Origin of the sequence: Enterococcus sp. LJL51, from assembly GCF_049894025.1 — a bacterium.
Lineage (GTDB): Bacteria > Bacillota > Bacilli > Lactobacillales > Enterococcaceae > Enterococcus_L.
The window spans coordinates 16,356-37,392 of record NZ_JBNEQE010000023.1 but is presented as its reverse complement, the minus strand read 5'-3'; the positions used below and the strand labels follow the sequence as shown (position 1 = coordinate 37,392).

At 40.0% G+C, this 21,037-nt stretch carries 15 protein-coding genes; 3 read left to right on the top strand and 12 right to left on the bottom strand.

Annotation, left to right across the window (positions count from 1 at the left end):
* Window positions 1-21: 21 nt before the first annotated feature.
* On the bottom strand, window positions 22-948 hold the full coding sequence (locus ACPWSO_RS16345; protein ID WP_426084656.1) for an alpha/beta fold hydrolase: 927 nt from the start codon (window positions 946-948) through the stop codon (window positions 22-24).
* Window positions 949-1,200: 252 nt separating this feature from the next.
* On the opposite strand from ACPWSO_RS16345, the gene ACPWSO_RS16340 reads away from it, so the two are divergent.
* The gene (locus ACPWSO_RS16340) at window positions 1,201-2,058 is read left to right on the top strand and encodes a DUF4304 domain-containing protein (RefSeq protein ID WP_426084655.1); all 858 of its coding nucleotides are present in this window, start codon (window positions 1,201-1,203) and stop codon (window positions 2,056-2,058) included.
* Window positions 2,059-2,304: 246 nt separating this feature from the next.
* Here the strand turns inward: ACPWSO_RS16340 and ACPWSO_RS16335 are convergent, their stop codons facing one another.
* The 11 genes from ACPWSO_RS16335 to ACPWSO_RS16285 all read right to left on the bottom strand — a co-directional run bounded on the left by ACPWSO_RS16335 (window position 2,305) and on the right by ACPWSO_RS16285 (window position 17,975).
* Entirely contained in the window at window positions 2,305-2,772 is a 468-nt protein-coding gene (locus ACPWSO_RS16335) for a VOC family protein (RefSeq protein ID WP_426084654.1), read from the bottom strand.
* A gap of 35 nt (window positions 2,773-2,807) precedes the next feature.
* Window positions 2,808-3,677 carry an AraC family transcriptional regulator gene (locus ACPWSO_RS16330; protein ID WP_426084653.1) on the bottom strand — a complete coding sequence of 290 codons (870 nt, stop codon included), beginning with the start codon at window positions 3,675-3,677 and terminating at the stop codon, window positions 2,808-2,810.
* A gap of 238 nt (window positions 3,678-3,915) precedes the next feature.
* Complete coding sequence (locus ACPWSO_RS16325) at window positions 3,916-5,646, bottom strand: Na/Pi cotransporter family protein (protein WP_426084652.1); 1,731 nt, start codon at window positions 5,644-5,646, stop codon at window positions 3,916-3,918.
* Between the two features lie 577 nt (window positions 5,647-6,223).
* A complete protein-coding gene (locus tag ACPWSO_RS16320) occupies window positions 6,224-6,940 on the bottom strand; it encodes an MIP/aquaporin family protein (RefSeq protein ID WP_426084651.1) in 717 nt (238 codons plus the stop codon).
* 2 nt (window positions 6,941-6,942) lie between these two features.
* On the bottom strand, window positions 6,943-8,778 hold the full coding sequence (gene glpO / locus ACPWSO_RS16315) for a type 1 glycerol-3-phosphate oxidase (RefSeq protein WP_426084650.1): 1,836 nt from the start codon (window positions 8,776-8,778) through the stop codon (window positions 6,943-6,945).
* Window positions 8,779-8,784: 6 nt separating this feature from the next.
* The gene (gene glpK, locus ACPWSO_RS16310; RefSeq protein ID WP_426084649.1) at window positions 8,785-10,305 is read right to left on the bottom strand and encodes a glycerol kinase GlpK; all 1,521 of its coding nucleotides are present in this window, start codon (window positions 10,303-10,305) and stop codon (window positions 8,785-8,787) included.
* A 256-nt stretch (window positions 10,306-10,561) separates the two neighbouring features.
* Window positions 10,562-12,049 (bottom strand): helix-turn-helix domain-containing protein, encoded by a 1,488-nt coding sequence (locus tag ACPWSO_RS16305; RefSeq protein WP_426084648.1) that lies wholly within the window; start codon window positions 12,047-12,049, stop codon window positions 10,562-10,564.
* On the bottom strand, window positions 12,039-13,367 hold the full coding sequence (locus ACPWSO_RS16300; RefSeq protein ID WP_426084647.1) for an FAD-dependent oxidoreductase: 1,329 nt from the start codon (window positions 13,365-13,367) through the stop codon (window positions 12,039-12,041). The genes ACPWSO_RS16305 and ACPWSO_RS16300 overlap by 11 nt, the downstream gene beginning before the upstream one ends.
* Before the next feature lie 991 nt (window positions 13,368-14,358).
* Window positions 14,359-15,117: an alpha/beta fold hydrolase gene (locus ACPWSO_RS16295; protein WP_426084646.1), complete on the bottom strand. Its 759-nt coding sequence runs from the start codon at window positions 15,115-15,117 to the stop codon at window positions 14,359-14,361.
* Between the two features lie 273 nt (window positions 15,118-15,390).
* Entirely contained in the window at window positions 15,391-16,209 is an 819-nt protein-coding gene (locus ACPWSO_RS16290; protein WP_426084645.1) for a TraX family protein, read from the bottom strand.
* A gap of 86 nt (window positions 16,210-16,295) precedes the next feature.
* Window positions 16,296-17,975 carry a MutS-related protein gene (locus ACPWSO_RS16285; RefSeq protein ID WP_426084672.1) on the bottom strand — a complete coding sequence of 560 codons (1,680 nt, stop codon included), beginning with the start codon at window positions 17,973-17,975 and terminating at the stop codon, window positions 16,296-16,298.
* Between the two features lie 413 nt (window positions 17,976-18,388).
* Here ACPWSO_RS16285 and ACPWSO_RS16280 point away from each other — a divergent pair, with 413 nt between their 5' ends.
* Together ACPWSO_RS16280 and ACPWSO_RS16275 are read left to right on the top strand one after the other, a co-directional pair.
* Complete coding sequence (locus tag ACPWSO_RS16280) at window positions 18,389-18,787, top strand: VOC family protein (protein ID WP_426084644.1); 399 nt, start codon at window positions 18,389-18,391, stop codon at window positions 18,785-18,787.
* Window positions 18,788-19,226: 439 nt separating this feature from the next.
* The gene (locus ACPWSO_RS16275) at window positions 19,227-20,702 is read left to right on the top strand and encodes an SdrD B-like domain-containing protein (RefSeq protein WP_426084643.1); all 1,476 of its coding nucleotides are present in this window, start codon (window positions 19,227-19,229) and stop codon (window positions 20,700-20,702) included.
* Window positions 20,703-21,037 lie beyond the last annotated feature (335 nt).

Here is a 21,037-nt window from a genome sequence, read left to right as displayed (position 1 = left end):
ATTTCTAAATCCGCATACTTACTACCCGTTTTTCTTTAACTGCCGAGCCAGCCAGCTGCTGATGGCCCCATAAACCTGCTCTTTCTCGTCCTCAAAAAGAATCTCGTGGCGCAGCTCAGTAAATAAGGCCAAAGAAACATCCTTTATACCGGACGAACTCAGTGTTTTAGCTACCTTTCTCACACCTTTTCCATACCCGCCGACTGGATCCTCTTCACCGCTGATGACCAGAACTGACAAATTCTTAGGTAGACGTTCTGCCCAGCCGGAACGATTCGCCTTATGAATTAGCTGGAACAATGTATGAAATCCATTATTGGTAAATGTAAAGCCAGTCAAAGCATCTTCTTCATATTGCTGCACATTTAACTGATTTTTACTCAGCCAGTTAAAGCGGCTCTCTTCCGGAAAGTGTTTGCTAAAGGAGCCAAATGCTAACTCATCTAGCCATTGATTTACTTTTTTGGGCTGCAGCTTGTTTAAGCCTGTTGTAATGGATAAGGCTGCCGGAATTGCAGCAGAGCCGGTTCCGGTTCCCATTAAGACAACGCCTGAAACTGATTCATGATGACTTTGCAGATAGTTCCGCAAGGCAAACGACCCCATGCTGTGTCCCAGCATAAAATATGGAAGCTCTGGGTATCTGCCCAGTGTCCATTGCCTTACTTGATCAATATCTTCAATTAGAATCTGTTCTGTTCGACCTTTGCCGAAATAGCCGTGCTGAGGCTCTTTACTATCTACCGATTTTCCATGCCCTAAATGGTCATGCCCCACAACTAGATAACCTAAACGAGTCAGATACTCTGCAAATTCAGTATACCGCTCAATATACTCAGCCATTCCGTGAATTAGCTGAACAATACCTATCGGCTGCTGCTTAGGCTTCCAGCACACAAGATGCAGCTCTGTTTCTTTATCTGAGGATAAATAAAAAATAGCTTCCATAGTTATCTCCTGTTCTATCAATATAGTCCATTATATCGAATTATCCCCTAATGAAATAGTATAACTGTTCTCTTCTTTCATAAGTTTTCTTTAAGAAGGCTTTTAACCGTGAAAGTTGTATTGAGCTTCCACATAATGACAAATCAGTTGAATATACTCTTGTTTTCTCCAGCCTACGATTTGCTTGAAACATATATGCTATACTACTGTTATATTCTCTTTGGTTTTATGTGGTTGAAGAAAGGGTATAAAATGATGAAAGAAGAAAAAGTAAACTATTATTTGGAACTCATATCAATGCCTGAATACCTGCCTTACGATACGAGTGGTATTATGAACGAATTGGCTATCTCAGATGATGATGTTGCAGCGTACCAGCACCAAAAAGCGCGGGAAATAAGTTTAACTCCTGTCGAAAAACGCAATATTATTGTAAAACAAGTAATAAAGCCTTTACTTAAAAAAAATGGGTTTTCCACAACCGGATTAACATGGTATCGGGAAATTGGAGACTCGTATTTAATTATTCACATGATGAACTCTCAGTTTAACAGTAACAGCACTGGGGCAAGTTTTCGCTTTCATATAAGCGCTTCAAAAAAAGACGAAATAAAAGAACAGCTTTCAAAACAATGGATTTACAATCAAGCATGCGAATTAAACCAATTTGATTTTTTACCTTATTGCGGTATGCTTTCTCCCTATTATTCTGGTGGTATGTATAAAATTGACGGGTATAAAAACTTTCTTCCATCCAATAGACCAATCGAGCAGATTTGTAGACAGATAGGAGCCGATTTTGAAACCTGGATTTTGCCAGAGCTATGCAGGATAAAATCTTATGAGAATTTTTCGGAGCTGCGCTCTCAAAAGTTGAAGCAGCACGAGAGTAAGGAAGTAAAATTATTGCGCTACTATTACGCAGCACAAAGCACTGCTGCAAATCCAAACGAAGCCTCTTACAAAATACTCGTAGCTATGAAAAAAGAACTCGGGCTAAGTGAAGAGGCTATCAGAGCTCATATTGATTGGCTTGATATATGTAGGGAAAATTCAAGCTTTACAAAGGTTGATGCCAAAGAATGGGCACTACGTACTTCACTAGACTAAAATGCTGCCGTATTATTTGATTTTCATTCATTTTATCAACAGTCAATAATCGGTGATTTTAAAGATAAACACGCGTTGACGAATAAGAATCTAGGCAAGATTAGCGCAAACTGATAAAAAAAAGAACGAAATTTGTCAATCATCCCTATGCGTTAGTTTCCTAAATCATAAGTGAAGACCCACCATTTCGTTCTTTTTTATCTGCTGTGATTATCAGCAAAAAAGATGACAACATCGCTTTTGCATTTAGCTTTTCAGCATCCGTTCAATTATGCCTTTTTTCATAAAGGTCTTTTCAACCAAGTCCTCTACAGAATACCCTTCTTTATGCAGTCTTTTCATCATCAGCTTTAGTTCTTCGCCAACCTCAATAATGTGTTTATCCGGATCATATAGGCGCACAACTCTCTGCCCCCAAGGCATAACCAGCGCTTCTTCTATTGTCGGAATGTCCGCTTTTTTTATTTTAGTAATAAATCCATCGAAATCTTCTTCCTCAAAATACATTTCCACATCGTTTCCCTGATAACGGAAAAAATCCTGCGAACATTTCGTAAACATCATCCATGAATTTTCCGTCTGAACGGATAACCCGCCTGTAAATGTTGCATTCTCACCTAAATCAGAAATAACCCGCAAACCAAGAAGCTCTGTATAAAATTTCTTCGTGCGTTCTATATCCTTAACTACTAGCATCGGTCCTTTAAACTTCATTTTGCTTCCCTTCCTTCAATTATTGTTCTCTTAAGTCATTCGTTTCCTCTCACTACTGGAATCCAAACTTCAAAGGCGGCTTCTTCCGGATTCGGCTCTATATACAATTCAATATCCGGACCATCAGCATATTCATATCCTGAACTAGGCAGCCAGTCGGTCACAATTCTTTTTTCCAACTCTTGTATCGCTTGAGGCATTGGTCCCCGACCAGAGAAAATAGCCCATGTAAATCCCTCAACTGTATAACTGCTTAAACCTTCCGGGACTGTTTGATCACTGGCTACTCCAATGTAATATTCGGAAACAGCTGTTTCATCCCCAAAGCCTGTACTTATCCCCATGATGCCCTGTACGCCTTGAGGATTACTATCCATTAACGGAAATAGCTTCTGTAAGGTGCCGTCTGTTGTTACTTTTGTCCAAAATTCAGGGACTTCGTTAAAATTTTCTTCGATTTCTTTTGACAGAGTCCGCCTTGCTCCCACAATACGAAAGGCCTCTTTTTTTTCAATCCGGTATTCCATCTCCACAGCTCCTTTAATTGAAATCTGGAATTTAATCCGCGGATAGGATTTTAATGGTACGCCCTCTTTTTGCGCCTGTGAAGGTGTCAACCCGTGAAGCTTCTTAAAAGCTCTGGCAAAAGAGTTTGATGATTCATAACCATACTTGACTGCCGCGTCAATCACCTTTGCCCCTTCTTGCAGATCCACACCCGCAAGAGACAGCCGCCGTCTGCGGATATACTCCGTCAATGGTACACCTACCATGTAGGAAAAAATTCGCTGATAATGATATTCCGAGCAGCAGGCAATTGCTGCCAGCTCTTTATAGTCGATAATGCCAGTCAGATTTTTTTCTATATAAACCAGCGAGCTTTCTAATCGTTCCATCCATTCCATTACGTTCAACTCCATTTATTTAAGTTTAGGTTATCCTCTTTCACTTTACCTCACTTTGCCTGCCCGAAAAAGCACTTCTTTCAACCCACATCTAATAAAAAAATACTAAGACGAGTAGTAAGATATTCTATCGAATTACCTTCTCTACAAGTCTTAGTATAGTTATTTGTACTAAAGCCGAATAGTCCCGTTACTAAAACAGCTCTCTCAACTGCTTCTTATTATTCACAATACAACACTAATCAACCAGCTTGATAACTGGATTGATGGATTGCTCTACAGAGATTGTTTCTGTCCCATAGCGCTCGCCCAGTACATACTTAGCCATGTGAATCGTACGGTCGCTCATTCGTTCCAGATTTGAAGCTGAGTCGATAAACAGAATGCCGTCTGCCGCCCGGCCTTTTCCGCTGTTCATGATTGAAATATATTTTTTCCGCAGGAGTTTAACCATCTCGTCAATCTGCTCTTCTCGTTCAATCATGTGCTCAGCCATTGTTTTATCGTCATTTTCAAACGCCGTTAATGAGTCTTTGATGTTTTTCAATACTTTATTGAACAAATCAATTAAGTCTTCATCATAAAGAATCAATGTATCCCGACTGGAAAGCTTGCCGGCTTTTTTGTCTTTTGCCTTCTGTTTCTTTTCCAGCTTAATCGCTTCATCGATATTCTGAGTAATATTGCGGCAATGATCCCCTATCCGCTCCAAATCCTTAGTTAACTCCAGCATCATTGTCTGCTCATGACTCTCAGCGATAGTCAGCTCTGCAGAAGAAAGCTGCACCAAATATTCCGTCAAACGATTGTCCATATCATTAATAGCCGTTTCATATTGATTGGCATTTTCGCGGTCCACATTATCCTGTTTTTCATAAAAAGCCTTCGTTGCTTCAAATGCTCCCACAACGTATTCACCCATCTGGAGCAGTTCAATTTTTGCTTGATTCAAGGCAAGGGTAGGCGAGCTTTGAATAATCGTTTCGTTTAGATTAGAAGGCTTGAAGTCAATTCCTTCTTTATCACTTCCTGGAATAATCTTGCGTACCAGCAGTTCAATTTTACTGATAAACCAGAATTGAATCAGCAGATTAGAGACATTAAATATCCCATGTGCTACGGCAATCTGCATTGCCGGATTCAATCCAAACATGCTTGATATGCTGACAACGACCGCTGTAAATGGTGAAAGTAAGATAGTAAATATGATTGCTCCCACAAGATTAAAGACAACGTGAGAGGCAGCTGTACGCTTAGCCGCCACGCTTGCTCCTAACGCAGCAATAACAGCTGTTATTGTTGTGCCGATATTATCCCCAAATAAGATTGGCAGAGCCGCACCAATTTCTAAACTTCCTTGTGTATACAATTGTTGCAAAATACCGATTGTAGCACTGGAACTCTGCAGAACCATCGTCAGCAAGGTACCAATCCCTACACCTAAAATCGGATAGTCAGAAACCTCGACCATCAGCTTTGAAAACTGCGGCAGCTCCTGTAAAGGCGCCATACCGCTGCCCATTAGCTTTAATCCATAAAACAAACAGCCGAAGCCAAACAGAATCTGACCGATATTGTTGATTTTCTCCCGTTTGAAAAAGAAAAGCATAATCGAACCTATACCCATAATCGGCAGCGAGTAGGCACTTAAATTAAAGCCAATAATAAATGCGGTTACAGTTGTTCCCACATTCGCTCCCATAATTACTCCGATTGCCTGACGCAGCGACATAAAACCCACACTCACCAGTCCAACTGTTAAAACTGTTGTACCGGAACTAGACTGAATAATTCCCGTCACAACTATTCCTGCCAGAACAGCTCTTAAAGGTGTTGAGGTAAATGTATTTAAAATATCTCTTAGAGAATCTCCAGCAGTTTTCTGCAGACCATCTCCCATATACTTCATCCCGAATAGAAAAATTCCTAACCCTCCGAGAAAAAGAAATGCCATCTCTTGATAGGACACCCATTGTTCCCCCTTCAACAAAAAAATAAACTCAAGTTAAGAGTACAAAAAAAAATGCCCGATGTAAACACAATATTTACTTTTCATCCAAAAGAAATATAGAACCATAATAATCATTTTTATCCCTTAAAAACAGCTTAAAGAGCGTTGCACTATTTTTAACGGCTGAAAATACAGATGAGCTACAATATTTACTAACAATTATTTCCTTAAACCTTTTTCCATACTTAGTATCTTGACTGGTATTCTTCTTTGGTCAAGGGGAGATACAGCGGAGCTGCTTATTCCCTTCAACTCACAGTTTTGCACTAATCCTCAAGCAGCTGTACACTATTTCTCAAAGCAAGTAGGAAGCAAAAATAAAGTCCCCGCTAAAGTTAGGAGAAAATTAACTTTAGCGGACACTTCAAAAAGTCGAAATTCGAGAAATAAGACGAACTATCTCAAAAATGTGAAAAGCTCCAGGTAGGTATCAATCAACAGCTACTTGGTTCCCTCGTAGTGTTTCTTGACAATCTTGGTTCTCGGAGCTAAACACTTTTGTCACAACCTCCTATAGGAGACACTCTTTATTTTGTTAAACGATCATCAGCCAAATTCCTCCGGCGATTACTGCGCCAATAACAGGTCCAATAATCGGTACCCAAGAATAACTCCAGTCTGAGCTTCCTTTTGTTGAGATTGGCAAGAGCTGATGCGCCAGCCGTGGACCAAAATCCCGTGCTGGATTGATTGCATAGCCTGTTGGCCCGCCAAGAGATAAGCCGATAGACAGGATTAGAATCCCCACAACCATTGGATTAACTCCTGCAGCAAAATCATTTTGTGAAAATGCCAGTAAACCAAGGACAAGAACAAATGTGCCGATGATTTCAGTAATCATGTTTGCTGGATAGTTTCGGATTGCCGGACCAGTTGCGAATGTACCCAGAACTGCGCCCTGATCTTCGGTTTCTTTCCAGTGGGGCAGATACGCCAGCCAAACAAGAACAGCTCCAGTAAACGCTCCAGTTAGCTGAGCTAGAATAAACGGAATCACCATGCCCCACTCAAAGCTGCCAGTCATCGCCATAGCAATCGTTACAGCTGGATTTAAATGAGCTGGTCCCATAAAGCCGGCAATATAAGCACCCATTGTAACTGCAGCTCCCCAGCCCATTGCAATAACAATCCAGCCGGATGCCTCCGCTTTACTTTTCTTTAGGTTAACTGCGGCACAAACACCATCGCCTAAAAGAATCAAAATCAGTGTGCCTAAAAACTCGCTGAAAAGCTGCGCTGTAGATGTATCCATGGTCAGTTCATCCTCTCTTTCAGTTCAACCAAATCAGATTCCTTGATAACCTGCTCCAGACTTTCTACGTAAGCCTGTTTGACCTCAGAAGTCCAGTCATAATAGCTTGCCATCGCTTCGATGACTCCTTGCTTCACTTCATCAAGAGTATCTCTCATAAATAACAAATGATTCGTTCTACGTACCAGATAATCTTCTGGTGTCAGACTCATCTCTTCCTCCATTGCATAATGAAGCCCTAACGTTTCAGCTAAGCTTAAGCCTTTAGCTGGTTTTATTTCATCAATTTTGGCGAACAGCCAGTCAGCATTAGATCCGTATAAATGAACCAGATAATTTGCTTCATTGTTGCTCAGTCCTTTTTTCCGTCCCTGCTCTGCAAGAAGTTCTAATTCCTCGTCTACCTGTTCAGGGTTAATATTCCCTCCCGATACAGGGTAGTTTTTAGAATCAATCAATGTGACTACCTGATTAAACTCCTCTTTGAGTATTCGCTGAATTTCTTTCATTGCGCCCTCTGCCATTTTACGATAATCAGTAATTTTGCCGCCGGACAATGTCAGCAGACCATCTTCTGACCGCTCTAATAGACTTCCTCTTGAAACCGCTGACGGATTACTTTCGCTTTCAGAGAGAGAATCCTCCAAGTGATTTAATACTTTTTCAACATCAAAACGACTAGCCTGTTTTTTCTGATAGCTTGACACAACATCGACAACCTGATTAAAACTAGCGTCGGTAATTTTGCCGTTTTTACCACCATTATAATCGGAACCGCCGTTTGTCGAAATCAATGGACGAATCCCTGCCCAGCTTGACTCTATATCGTTAACTGTTAAAGCAGCTTCGGGGTAGCGATTATTGACAACCTCTAACAGATATTCGACATCCTCCTGCGTAACAACTGGATGTTTATAATCTCCTGTATAATCTGTATCCGTTGTACCAAAATATGTTTTCTTTTCTCTTGGCACAACAAAAACCATCCGTCCGTCATGCTTTCCTGTATCAAAATAGGTTGGCTGCGGTACCTGTAACCGACTGCTGTCTACGACCAGATGAACACCTTTTGTCGGACGCATCTGAGGTGTAATATTTGCGTCGCTGTCTAGGCCTCGAACCTTATCTGACCAGGGTCCAGTAGTATTAATCACTACTTTAGCTTTGATTTCAAAAATATCCTCCGTCAATAAATCTTTAGCCGCTACGCCGATAATCTTGCCGGAATCATCCAATAAAAATCCTGTTGCTTTAACTCGGCTTACCATATATCCGCCATCAGCTGCCGCCCGTTTGATATTCTCAATCACAAGACGTGCATCGTTGTTTCTGAAATCCAGATATACACCGCCCCCCAACAACCCTTCTTTCTTCAGCTGAGGTTCACGCTCTAAAACCTCTTCTTTTGTCAAAGTATAGTTTTCAAATTTGGTTCCAGTAACATTAGCCAAACGGTCGTATAAATCCATCGCAACCTTTACAGAAAACATGGTGAAGGTCGCACTCGGCTCATCATATACTGGCAGCAGCATGGGATCCGGCTTTGGAATATGAGGAGCAATATGCTGAACAACTGCACGCTCCTGAACTGTATCTGCTACTACCTCCACATCAAAATTCTTTAAATAACGAATACCGCCATGAACCAGCTTAGTCGATCTGGAGGAAGTTCCTTCTGCAAAATCCTGCATTTCAATAAGTCCGGTCTTCAAACCTGCTCCGCTGGCTTGAAGCGCTACTCCTGCTCCAGTGATGCCTCCGCCAATAATCAGTAAATCAAGTGTTTCAGTTTTCATTTTTTTAATGTATTCATCTCGTGAAGCTGCCGAAAATGCCATCTCTCATCACTCTTTTCCATATTTTGGTTTATGCTTGAACATTTTGGTTGCTGCAACGGCTTGCTGCCAGCCTTCATATAAGTCTTCCCGTTCATCCTCTGACATTTTAACTTCGAATACCTCTCCTTCTTCATGAAAGGCTTTCAGTTCTTCTAAATCCTTCCAGAAGCCCACCGCTAATCCGGCTAAGAAAGCTGCGCCTAATGCTGTCGTTTCTAAATTTTGTGCTCTTTGAACAGAGGTATTTAAAATATCAGCCTGAAACTGCATCAGTAAATCATTATTTGCTGCGCCGCCGTCTACTTTTAATACTGGGATATCGATACCCGTATCATTTTTCATCGTGTCAATAATATCTCTAACTTGATAAGCAACTGCCTGCAACGTCGCTTTGACAAAGTCTTCTCTCGTTGTTCCTCTGGTTAAGCCAAACACTGCACCTCTTGCATCAGAATCCCAATACGGTGCACCCAGTCCAGTAAATGCCGGAACCACATACACTTCATTATTGCTCACAGAAGCATTGGCTACTGCCTCTGACTCAGCAGCTGTCTGAATCATTTTCAATCCGTCTCTTAGCCACTGTACCGCTGAACCAGCAACAAAGATGCTGCCCTCTAACGCATAGTACACTTTGCCGTTAATGCCGTAGCCAATCGTAGTCAGAAGATTGTTATCTGACAGCTGCGGCTTCTCTCCTGTATTCATCACAATAAAGGATCCTGTACCGTAGGTATTTTTTACCATTCCAGCTTCAAAAGCCATTTGTCCAAACAAAGCGGCTTGCTGATCGCCTGCCATGCCGGCAATTGGAATTTCACTTCCATAAAAATGATAGGTTTTTGTCAGCCCATAAATTTCAGAATTTGAAGTTGCTTTCGGCAGCATTGCTTTAGGAATATTCAGCAGGTCTAATATGTCCTGATCCCAGTCTAGCTCATGAATATTGAAAAGCATGGTCCGACTGGCATTGGAATAGTCAGTCACATGGGTTTCCCCGCCGGTTAGCTTCCAAACCAGCCAAGTATCAATCGTTCCAAACAACAGCTCGCCTTTTTCCGCACGCTCCTGTGCCCCGTCAACATGATCTAATATCCAGCGGACCTTTGTTGCAGAAAAGTATGCATCAATAATCAGTCCGGTTTTTTCATGAATCATCTCTCCGTGTCCGTCTTCCTTCAGCTGATTGGCAATTGGCGAAGATTGGCGTGATTGCCAAACAATCGCATTGTAGATGGGCAGCCCCGTTTCTTTATCCCAGACTACGGTTGTTTCCCGCTGATTTGTAATACCAATTCCCACAATGTCTGTCGGTCTTACACCAGATTCAATTAATGCTCCTGCAATAACAGACTGAACGGAATTCCAAATTTCATTAGCATTATGCTCTACCCAGCCGGCTTTAGGAAAGTGCTGTGTAAATTCTTTTTGAGAGCTTCCTACTTTATTGCCTGCCTTATCAAAAATAATTGCCCGTGAACTTGTGGTTCCTTGATCGATTGCCATGATGTACTTTTTCTCTGTCATGTTTACTTCCTCCTGTTTTTTTAGAAACCGTTTTCTTGCCTATATAATAAAAGAATTTGCGGTTCTAAAAATGTCATATTTTTTTTAAATTTTAAAATAAGTGACTGTTTTTGCTTTCTGCTAATATAAAAAATGAGCCTCTGTTGGACTCTTGTTTCCTAAAGTGCTGCTTCTACTCCTGTACTTCTCTATGTGTTAAAGGAGCTTCTGTCGACTGTGTCGTTCTACTAAAAAGAAGGAAAGTCCGGAAATTGACTTATGTCCCGGACTTGTTCTGCTTTTCATATAAGCTTCTGATTTTCTTTTTAATCTGGGAAATATCATAGGCTGACCCCAGCTCAGACAAAACATAAACGGAATGCTCTGCTAGATGACTATTTTCCCCAAAAGAGTTGGTAATGACCAAATCATAGCGCTTATTTTCTTTATACCCTTCCACGGTTACCCCGTTAATATTTTTCAAACTGAGCATTAATACCTGAGTCATCACGTCTCTATACAGAGGATCCATTTTTAAGTCAATCCCTATCTGCAGCTCTACCATCATTTCAAAATCAATGACAGCCAATACACTCAGATACTTAATCAGCGACCATTCATGAAGACTGTTTCCCTGCTGGTACGCTTCCCCAAAAAAGGACAGGCTTTGCTTCAGCAGCTCATGGGAAAATTCAAGCAAGTGATGCCCCGACAGCTTCTCTTCCTTTTCCCAAATATTATCTTGCTCAAAAAGCTCCAATTCTCCTGTAAAAAAGTATAGCCGGTTGTGGATTTGAGAAAAATAATAGAATATTTTCTTCTCTAACGCTGGAATAAATTTCTGCGGACGATAATACAAAATCACCCGCTCCAGTAAAAAGGTATCTGCCAGCGAAGTAGGGCTTCTTCGCCCCCTCATCATTCCATAATCAGCAAAATCCTCTTCTGATAAAACGAACATGCTTGTTAGAAAAACAAAATGAAGCTGACTTTCGTTCTCATCAATATCAATTGGATAACGGCTGAAAAAACGGATAACAAAGGAACGCAGACTTTGATACAACGGATCCTGCTCATACTCCAGCATTTTCCTTCTTAAAAGTTCGTGCTTTTTATCATTCACTGGAATTCTTTTTTTGCTGATTGTCAGCCACAAACTGATTTTCAGTTTGCTATTTTCAGTAAAATTCATCGCCAAAGCTTTTTCAAGAGCCTCAATAATCCGAAAATTCTGGGCAGTCAATGTCAGTTTTTGATGCTGCTCATAAGGTGTTAAAAACCAGTAAATCTGAAAATAAAAATAGCGAATCTGCAGCTCCTCACCTTTTAGACGGCCATTTCGAATTTGAATATCAAATTCCTTCAACAGTTGGTTCAGTTCTTTAATTTTTCTAAAAAGCGATGACTCGCTAATCATAAATTTAGTCGTCAGCTGAACAATCGTAAACTCCCGATATTGAAATAAATAATTAATCAGCTGGAATTTTAACGAGCTTTGAAGATAATCTCCGATAACTGTACTGATACTGAAGTGATCGGTAAAGTCTACCTTTACCTGACGGCCATCATAAAATAACCTGCAGTCTTTTTCATAAGGCTTCAAATAGTATCCCAGTTCGCTGATGTCACTTTCTAGAGAGGCTTTGGAAATGCCTAAATAGCTGATTAAAATCTCTTCCGAAACGGTTCCCCCTGACAAAATCGCCTTTTTCAATAGTTGAACTTCCCGGGCTTCTTTTTTATCCAGCAGCTCCTCAATCTTCATGTTGTTCACTCCATAGCCCAGCTACCCCCAAATGATTCGTAATATCTAATATATTGGTGAAGAAGGGGTGAAACAGATAATCCTTTTGATACAGCTCCACTAATGTTTGTCCCACTTGAATACTCAACGCCAATGTATTAATTTTCTCTAAAATATCCACTTTAGAAACAAGCTGTGCACCTAATAATTTTTTGGTGCTTTTTTCAAAAATCAATTTTCCCGAAATCATTTCTTCTGAAAACAATGCCGCTTTCTGAGTGAGGTGTACAGCTGCGACCTCCTCCGGATAAAATAAACTCTCTGCTTCGGTCAGCCCTGTACTTCCAATGTAATACTCTCCCAGCTTAGTCCCTATTGTCCGTAAAGAACCCGTAAATTCGACCGCAGGATCAATAAGATTTTCAGCGACCGTCAGTCCGGTCCGTACAGCATTATTCACTAAAGGAATGTACACTGACTCTGTATCAAGAGAATGTCGAATCTGAATACAATCCCCTACTGCAAAGACATCTTTTTGAGAAGTCTGCAAGTAATTATCCACCAAAATAGTCCCATCCATATGACGCTCCACCCGCTTATCAAGATAAGCTAAGTCAGGACGAACATTCATTGCAAAAACTGCACCGTCACATTGATAGTTTCCTTTTCTAGTTTTAATAGATAGTTGCTCCTGCTCCACGATTTCTTCCACGGTTTCGTTGAAGTGGAACTGAACTCCTGCTTGCTTCATGTCTTCCTGTACAGGCAAAATCATCTCTTGATCAAAATATTTAAACAGCAAATAATCCATGCTTTCAAACAAATGGATGTCCTTTTTCAGCTTTAATAAGCTGTCTATTGCCTCACCACCTATTTGTCCGCCGCCAATAACAGCTACAGACTGACTATCAGCTAAAACATCCAGTGAATGACTACTTCCCTCTAAAAACTTGTATTTCAGTACTTTTGACGAGTTGCTTCCCGGAATTTGACGGGACCATTGACTAGAGCCAGTCGCTAGAACTAGTTTATCAAAGGCAATCTGAAATTCCGTTCCCTCTTTTTCATATTTTAGATAATGAAGTACTGTATCAACAGCCGTCACTTCGGCGGCTAAACATAAATCGATGCCCTGCTGCCTCAGCTGTCCAGGAGTGATATAACGAGCCTCCTGCAGCTGCTCTACTTGTCCGTCAGCCCAAAGATTCAAGCCTCCAGGTAAAAAGCCGATATCTGCCTGCTTATCCAAAAGCTGAACAGAAGCTTCTTTGTACTTTTGTCTAATTCCTATTGCAGCTGCTATACCTGCAAAGGATGCACCAATGATTACTACGTTCATCTGGACTCCTCTTTTCCCAATTAACCGCTTTCTTTTAGAATATCATATCTTCCTGAAATGCCCCAAAAAAAGACGCTTTAACAGTTAAGCTGCTGCACTCTCCCAATAGACTTCTTTACCTAAAGTAATATTTCTTATTGCAGTAACAGCTCTCTTTAGGTATACTATACGTGCAGGATAGAAATATTTCACTTAATATAAATAAAAAAGGCTCTTCTCTATCTGACGCCAATCAGATAGTCGAAGATTTGTACAACAGCTGCCACTGTGATGCAAAAGCCAATAGTTCGTTAATTATTCTTTCTTTTTCATGCCTGAAACTCCTTTGGAAGGCTGAGTTTTTTGCCTTTCCCCTGTTTTCAGATTGATTCAGAACCAGATTATTTGTTGTTCAACTATTGACAGTATCAGAGCATATAGCTTATGGTACTGTCTTTTTTTCTATCCTGTTAGCAGTATTGAAGGAGCTTTATTACAGCAGAAGGAAGAATAGCTTTCCTTTGAACACGATTTTCCCTTTACAGATTCATAAGCTCGATGTTTTTATCCCAAAATCTGTTCACAGGTCCCTTGTTTTCCAACAAAATAAAAAAGCACTCCATCATTCGGCGCCAACCAAATAATGGAGTATCGACTGGAAAGCTGCCACTCTCCAGCCGAGTTGCCCTTTGCCAGTACCAGAGTACCAACGGTCTTTATTGTACCTAATTTCTTAAAAAATATCTAGTTATCGTAGACTATTTCTAAGAAAATAGGCAATAAATCTTACTTGTTACTTTGAAAAAGCAAATTGCATGTGTGTACTCCTAAGTTTTTATTCTATCTGCTGTTTAACCTCCTTCAATCCTATTTTAATTGTTTTATTTTTCCTAACTATTAAGAATTGGCAGACGGTATCAATAACTGCTGCCTATTTTTATGAAAAAGCCTTTCTTATCACGCCCATATACAATCGAATCAGATTATTTCTTATAGCAAAGCTAATAACTCGCTATTTCAGACTTTCAGCCAAAAATTCAGCAACCGTATCCATCAGACTTCCCTGAACCAGATGCCCTTCACCTGTTCCCGTTAAAAAGCGGCTGCCAGCTGCGAAAGGCTGTGTCTTGACCAATGCCTGAAAATCAGTCATATCTTCATACGGAATTTTTACATCTTCTGTGCCATGCCAGAATAGAATTGGTCTGCTTTGCAGCTTTTCAGGCATTCTAGATAAATCATAATTTCCAACCCAGCTCAATAGCAACGGGAGATCCTCCGGTACGTACACATCCATTTCCTTGGCCTTTCTCATCACTCTCTGAATATATCTTCCCGGATAAGGGGTTCCCATCAGGCAAACAGCGGCTTGAATTTCAGGATGCTGTGTAAGTAAAGCACAAGTAGTAATTCCTCCCATTGAAACACCACCTACCCCCACCTTATTTCCTTCAACTAGCCCTAAACGCTGAAAGAAACGAAGAATAACGGAGAATTCAATGACATTATATTGAATGCTTGACCAAAAAGTAATGGACGGAATCATCGATACCGCCCCTGTTTTCCGCTCGCCATGATTCATCGCATCTGGAAGAACGACTCGAAAGCCTTTCGCCGCCAGTTTACGAGCCTGTGTCAGCGACAGCTCCTTTGCCGACTGCCAGCCATGATAATAGACAATTAACGGCAGCGGTTGTGTCTTTGCCGACTCGGAGACGACCTCCAATACAGGAATTTTCTCCACATAACGATGACGTACACTTATTTTCATGATTTTTACCTCAGTTTCTTTTATTCCTTCTATTTTAACATCAGAAGACAAAAAAAGACGAGTACGGGCTATTATTCCTCCACGTACTCCTCTAAAATTAACCATGAACAAACAGCCAGCTGGAAAAGAATTGCTGAATATTCTTTAAGCTTTATAAAAATACTAAACAAAATTACTTAACATCCAGAATGGGGAATCTCTACTTCATAATGTGAAAAAGTCTTGCTTATTCCTCAATAACTATCCACTCAGCTCTAGTCTCGTTCCTCAGATTTATGAATAGAAATGATTGAAAATAAAAACAGCAAAAAGATACAGCAGCCAGATATGAGCTGGATAGAAAACATAGAAAAACTGCTTCATCCCTTTGCCCCTCTCTCCATTGTACAGCGCTATCGGAATGATTGAAAAAATCATCATCCACTGAGTATTCGCCGTAAAAAGCTCCTGAAGATTTGATGCAGCGAACAGCAGACTAACAGCAGCGATTGCCACACACTGCAGCACCCGTTTATTTCTTAACAAATACAGCAAAGTAGCTAGATAAACCATGATGAAATTCTCAGTAAAAATCAGAGTTGGAAAAACGAGACCTATGCTGACTCCAGGAACAATGGTCGCTGGATTACTCATTAACAGCAGTGCTATTCCAGATAAAAGAATCGGCAGCAGCATACATAATAACCCCAAAGCGAATTTGTGAATGTTCTTTTTAAAGTAGCCTTCCTTAATTAAATCTGTTCCGTACATAGCAAGTACAGCGACAAATAAATCCGCAAAAATATTGTTGACCAATCCCATATCCCCTAAAGGAAATAACCGCTGTATCACAAAATTCCCTGCACCCATGACCCAAAAACCAATCAATAGACGCTGTAAATATTTTTGTTTGTTACGGGTATGACTAAACCCTTCCGCACTAACAAAAAAGAACAGTGTCGCAACGGGACGTCCAAACCAATCAATCCAGTCTGGCGCTCCCATCAACGCAAACATTTCATGAATATGGTCGATAAACATCAAGATAATACCCAAAATCTTTAAATCAAAAATCGTAAAACCTCTATTTTGTTTCTCTAATTGTCTGTCCATTGTTGACCTCCTCGCTTGGATTATAGCCCAGAGGCAGCGAAATAAACAGGAACAACATTATTAGATGATGTGACAAAAATGATAGCTTAGACTGTCGGGGTATTCAAAATATTCCATAGTCTGTGCTTATCGAAGAAAGCTGCTTCTTCCTTCGCAGAGTCTACAATAACTTTGGGATAGGACATTACTTGTAATAATTCCAAAGCATTTCTTGTTTTTGCTGCGCCCGACCTTACTTGATAATCAAAGCTAATGCCATCAGCTTCTATCTGCTCTTCAAAATGCAGGTTTGTACAACTATACTTCAGAATTTCCGTCAGCTCAATATCATGAGTCGCAACAAAAGCAATAGATGGGTAGTCCTTTAACCAGTCAATAATACTGGCTGATGCCGCAATTCGTTCAATTGTGTTGGTTCCTTTAAGGATTTCGTCAATAAAGCAATAACAATGTTCACCTGTAGCAACCTGATCCAGAACCCGTTTAATTGATTTGATTTCAGCAACAAAATAACTGTCTCCTTCAAATAAATCATCCTCTACTGCCATCGATGTCAGCACGTGCCCCCGCTGCATTAAAAAGTGGTCTGCAGCAGCTGTATGAATTGTTTGTGCCAAAATGCAGTTGATTGCAACACTCTTGACATAGGTTGACTTGCCGGAAGCGTTTGATCCAGTTACCAATGTGTTGTTTTCCCATGCCACTGGATTAACTACCGCAGAAGCAGACAAAAGCGGATGATAGCTGTTTTCTGCAGAAACTCCTCCAGTCTGGAACTTTGGTACCGCTGTTTTCGGCATATACAAGCGGAAATTTAATACAGCGTAGGCTGCTTCCAGCTCTCCCAATAAATCCCACAGAATAATTGCTTCTTTATTATGCTTTGCCAAACGTCTTAACGCAAAATGATACGAAATAAAAGGCAGCATAAACATAATATTTATATAATCAAAAAGCATTTCAGCTTCTGAGTTTGATTTTACTCGAAAAGAGACTGCAAAAGTCAGAATACTTTTTAAAGGCGTCAGATTGCTTTTTAGCTGCTGCTGTACAGGAGTTTCTATTTTACTGATAGCCTTAGCCGTTCCAAGTCCTTGAACAAAATAACGCATGCTGTTCAGCTCTGTCTCTAGTCGTTCCTTCTTACTCAAATAGTAAAAGGTATTTAAACAAATGCTGCCTACTAATAGGTACAAACCAAATACCTGACCAAAAGCCAAAATTCCTGCTCCAATTAGAGGGAGGATGCCGAAAAACACATAAAGATAAAAATGCGGCAGCTCTTTTCCAGCGGCTTCAGATAAATAGTGCTTTACAAAGTTTTTATCCTTTTTACCCAACTGGCCAAATCGAAACTGAATAGCCGCTCTTTTTTCCGGTTGTTCCTCATAAAATGCAATTAACTCCTCCAGCTTTTCAACAGACTGATCATTAAAATCGAAATTTCTCAACCGCTGATATAAGGCCTCAGATCCAATGCTGGAATAGGTTCCATTCACAGCCTCAAACACCTCTGTCATATCCAAATCATACCAAGTGATATCATCTATTTCACTTTCAAATTTCTGATAGGTCTGCGCAATTTTCCATGCATCCTTTAAGCTGTCTTCGTGATCGAATCTACTCCATACAGGTGCTTTTCCCCATTGCTGTTTAATCTTTTCACGAAGCTTATAATTTGTACGCCATTCAAGAAACAAGATGATTATTACTACTGCAACGCTCAAACCTATAACATACCATACCCGTTGATCCACATTTTTCATCCTTTTCATTTTTTATTATTAATCTTATCACTGATGCTGTGTAAGCAGCCGGCTATTTTTACCACGAAAGCTAATATAGCCTTCCCCTCAGCCCACTTAAAAATATAGCGTATCCGCTCTGACTTTACTAAACGAAGCAGCGCAATCCTTCAGCACCACAATTATTTATTACAGCTTTAAAATCAGCAGCCAAGATTCACAGAACTATACATACAGCATCAAGTAGAACTGACACAATACTTATTAAATAAGAGTTATCTATAAGTGTACCACTACCAAAATCAAAGTAAATGCCTCTGGCGGATAAATAAACATCAAGATGACTATCACCTTACTGAGCATGACCTTTGACAAATAGTCCGCTGCATGAGATTCTCTGCATGTAATTAAAGAAAGAAAAGAGGAGGATTTTTATGTCAACAATGGTTTTTGTGAACTTCCCTGTGTCTGATTTATCTCGTTCTGTAGAATTTTATCAACAGCTGGGCTTTACTCAAAACAAAGAATTCTCAACTGAGGAAACAAGTTCCATGGTATGGGATGACAATTTCTGGATTATGCTGCTCACTCATGACTTCTATCAAAAATTTATTAAGGATAAAACAATAGCGGATACCCGCACCACAAGCGGTGCTCTAATTGCTTTTAGCATGGAAAGCGCTGAAGCAGTGAAAAAATTTGGTGAAACTGCCAAAAAGAACGGCGGGGATTTCTTCCATGTAGACATGGGTATTCCTGAAAGTCAGATGTATGGTCTGGAAGTTCTCGATCCTGATGGAAACACCCTTGAACCTAATTGGATGGCGATTTAAATAAAGCGTGTCTAAAACGCTAGCGACGAATATTTGAAACGTGTTAGGAAACATCGGCAGAAACACTCGCTGATACGCCGCATAAGCGGTGCTCTTTTCTTAATCATTAAAAAATCCGCCCTGAAACTTTCAGATGCGTTTTTCTTCAGTATGAGACCGGCTTCTGTATATTGTCAAAGATATCTTATTCACGAGCCTAGATATTTTCCAAATGCTCCCCTCGTTTTTCGTCACCATTACTGATTTTACACAGAAAATTTATAAGTCCTTAAATGTAGCAAAAGTCTTGAAAAGTAAAAATAACTTTTCAAGACTTTTGTTTTTCATATTAAGAAAATAATAATTGTACAATAACAATTGTTATTGTATTCGTTTACGAACCTTGCTATGATTGAAAGTGTCACTCTTTTTCATAAATCATTATTTAGGGGGAGTTAATGTGAAAAAATATGTTTATTTACTGCTTTTTCTTTCAGCAACACTATTTTCTTTCTTGGCTGGGCAACCTGCACCTGCTAAAGCTGCTTGGAGTCCTTCGATTTATACAATTACTGGAAATAAGTTTATTGATGTCAAAAGAGATGGTATTTTCACTCTTTCAGAGGGAGATTTACCTGTTAAAAATCAGCGGATTGAACTTTATAAAACTGCTTTGGATGCTCAAAATCAGACTAACTTATTCAAAGCTGCAACAACAAGTGCGGTAGGAACGTATAGCTTCAGCGGCTTGCAGAAAGGAACCTACTATATCCGTTATGACGAAAATAACGGTTATGCTCCGCTAATTCAATCACAGACTTACTATGATGCGCTCGGCAAACCTTTTTCTGGTATTCTGGAAATAAAGGTTAATTCATTATTAGTAAGTGCCAACCTAGCAGTGACAAAATCCGCTAATTTGAATTTTCATGTTTTTAGCGATTTGAACAGCAACGGCATGATGGATTCAACAGAAAAAAGGGAAAATAATAAAACAATGGTTATCGTGAATCTTACCAAAACCAGTGAAGCTCTTAATAATGGCGGACTTGGCGATATCAATCAAGCAGAGTTGATCGGCCAAGCGATGAAAGGCTCCATTACTATTGGCGACGGCGCGATTCAATTGCTGACAACCAAAAATAACCAGCCTATTCAGCTTCCTGATTCAGAAAGCGGTATCTATGTCGCCTTCCGTTCTCCTTTCAACCTGAAGCTAAGCGAGCTCATTGTTAACCTTCCTAAGATTAACGCATTATTGGATATCATTCTTTCGTCCAATGATTTTGCTCAGCTAATCGATAATCCTGACTTAATCTCAACTGGAGATATTACAACAACGCCTGATTATGATTATTTAAAAGATTTATCTGATTTCTTCTCAACAGCATTACATGAAGTCGATCAGTTAAATCTTGATCAATATCTTGGTTCAGATATTTCTACTTTGATTGCTAAAGGTCAAAATATTAGCAAACTTATTAGAAATTTTCCAGCAATGCGCTTTATCTCAGTAGATGTCTGGGGAAATTCTTACGATTTAACGAATTTCCAAGTTCAAAAAACGGCTGATTTCTTCTACGGTATTCGTCCATACGTGACCATTAAAGGAACCGTCTTTGACGATTTGAACGGAGATGGTGTTCGGAATGGATTGACCGAACCCTTACATGCGATTCCTGTAACAGCTTATGACAAAAATGGTAGAAAGCTTTCTACTGTTATATCTCCTGAACGTTTAGGAACATATACACTGAAAGAATTGCCTTACGATCAGGATATTTATCTGGTAGCTGAAACAGATATTCCAACAACTACTATTCAAACAAATATTCCAGCTGCTTTGTCCGGTAAACAGATTATCGCTGTTTATCACTTGTCTTCTCTTGAAGCAGAATCAACAATTTCTCAGAATATTGCTTTAAGACCAAACTAAATACGCTTCAAAAGATAGTGACACACGAAATGATTTTGCTAGTTTCAAGAGATTGTGGCAGAGTGTCCAGCTCTGAGAGACCAGTAGGTATTGTTCACCACTAGCTCGTACTTCGCTGTGTTTTTCAGTAATAAGCCGAATCATCCGAAAATTTTCAAGCGACACTGCGGGGGAATCAGAGCACAGAGAGCTTTTTCTCTACGAGTCTAACGATTCCCGAGAAAAGGGTTAAGTTCTTACAAGCTTGCTTACAGTTCTCACTTCGCTTCAATCCTCAAAGAATGGCGGCATTTAACACACTGTTTATTTGATTTTTGGGATCTGAGACAATGATA